The following is a 1,637-nucleotide window of genomic DNA, read 5'->3' as shown; positions in this document are numbered from 1 at the left end:
CCGCGCCCGCCCGGCGCGCCGCGCCCGGCGCCCGCGTGGTGTCGCGGAACAGGCGTCTCCAGACGTACCAGTTGGCGCCCACCACCACGGCGAGCGCGAGCAGGACGAAGAGGATGACGATGACCACGGTGCCGTGCCCCCGTTGTCGGACGTAGTCGGATGTGGCGTGAACCTGTCGTGCTGACGGCAGGGCCGGGCTATGACATGCGGCGCAGTGCGCGCAGCCCGCGCAACCCGATGCCCCCGACGACCGTCCCCAATACGAAGGAGACGACCGCGAGCGTCAGGTGCACCCAGAAGTACGCCGTCGGGTGGCCGCCGTCGAAGGCGAGCCCGCTGCCGTCCTTGATCAGGTTTTTGACGAAAGTGACCCAGATGACCCAGCTCCACACCCCGAAGGCGAGCAGGAACCAGGAGACCGGGCGGCTGAGCTTCATGCCTTCAGTATCGCCGTCGCCCCGGCGGCTCGACGGCCGGGGTGGGGAGGCCGGCGGGACATCCGTGACCGGGGCATGTACGTTCTCGTCCGTGCCCGCACCTCACCGGACCGTCAGGCGATCCCTGCTGGTCGCTTCCGCCGCCCTGTCGTCGCTCACGCTGACCGCGCCCGCCGCGCTCGCCGCCCCGACCCCGTCGGGCAGCCCCTCGGCCACCCCGCCCGCGCACATGTCGTCGCTGGGCGGCGCGCGGCTCGGGCAGCCGGGGGCGCAGGCCGATCTGGGCGGCGGTGCCCCGGTGCTGCCCAAGGGGCTGACCGCGCGGTCCTGGATCGTCGCGGACGCCGAGTCGGGCGAGGTGCTGGCCGCGCAGAACGCGCACTGGCGGCTGCCCCCGGCGAGCACCATGAAGATGCTGTTCGCGGACACCGTGCTGCCGAAGTTCCCGAAGACCGACCGGCACACGGTGGTCCCCGCCGACCTCGCGGACATCGGCGCCGGGTCCAGCATGGTGGGGATAAAGGAGGGCGAGACGTACTCGGTCCACGATCTGTGGCTGGGCGTCTTCCTGCGCTCGGGCAACGACGCCGTGCATGTGCTGTCGGCGATGAACGACGGCGTCGACAACACCGTCCGGGAGATGAACGAGCACGCCGCGGAGTTGCAGGCGCTCGACACCCACGTGGTCAGCCCGGACGGCTACGACGCGCCGGGGCAGGTGTCGTCGGCGTACGACCTGACGCTGTTCGCCCGCTCCGGGCTGCAGAAGAAGGACTTCCGCGAGTACTGCTCGACGGTGCGGGCCAAGTTCCCCGGGGACACGGAGAAGAAGAAGGGCAAGGAGGTCCGCGGGACCTTCGAGATCCAGAACACCAACCGGCTGCTGAGCGGCGACTTCGACATCTCCGTCTACCAGGGCATCGCGGGCGTCAAGAACGGCAACACCACCAACGCGGGCGCGACCTTCACCGGGGTCGCCGAGCGCGACGGCCGGGTGCTGCTCGTCACCGTGATGAACCCGGCGAAGAACGAGCACAACGAGATCTACAAGGAGACCGCGAAGCTCTTCGACTGGGGCTTCGCCGCGGCGGGCAAGGCGCACCCGGTGGGCGAGCTGGTGGCGCCGCGCAGCGCCGCCGGGTCGACGGCCAAGCCCGGCTCCGGCGCGTCGCCCGGTGAGGCGGGCGGCACCGCGGACAA

At 71.2% G+C, this 1,637-nt stretch carries 2 protein-coding genes; one reads left to right on the top strand and one right to left on the bottom strand.

What is annotated here, in order from left to right:
- Positions 1-197: 197 nt before the first annotated feature.
- The gene (locus GA0115242_RS21020) at positions 198-437 is read right to left on the bottom strand and encodes an SCO4848 family membrane protein (protein WP_093830746.1); all 240 of its coding nucleotides are present in this window, start codon (positions 435-437) and stop codon (positions 198-200) included.
- Positions 438-528: 91 nt separating this feature from the next.
- Here GA0115242_RS21020 and GA0115242_RS21015 point away from each other — a divergent pair.
- On the top strand, positions 529-1,637 hold a 1,109-nt coding region (locus GA0115242_RS21015; protein WP_346013514.1), incomplete at its 3' end, for a D-alanyl-D-alanine carboxypeptidase family protein.

The organism is Streptomyces sp. SolWspMP-5a-2 (assembly GCF_900091845.1).
In the GTDB taxonomy this organism is placed as follows: Bacteria; Actinomycetota; Actinomycetes; order Streptomycetales; family Streptomycetaceae; genus Streptomyces; species Streptomyces doudnae.
This window is presented reverse-complemented; position numbering and strand designations above follow the sequence as displayed.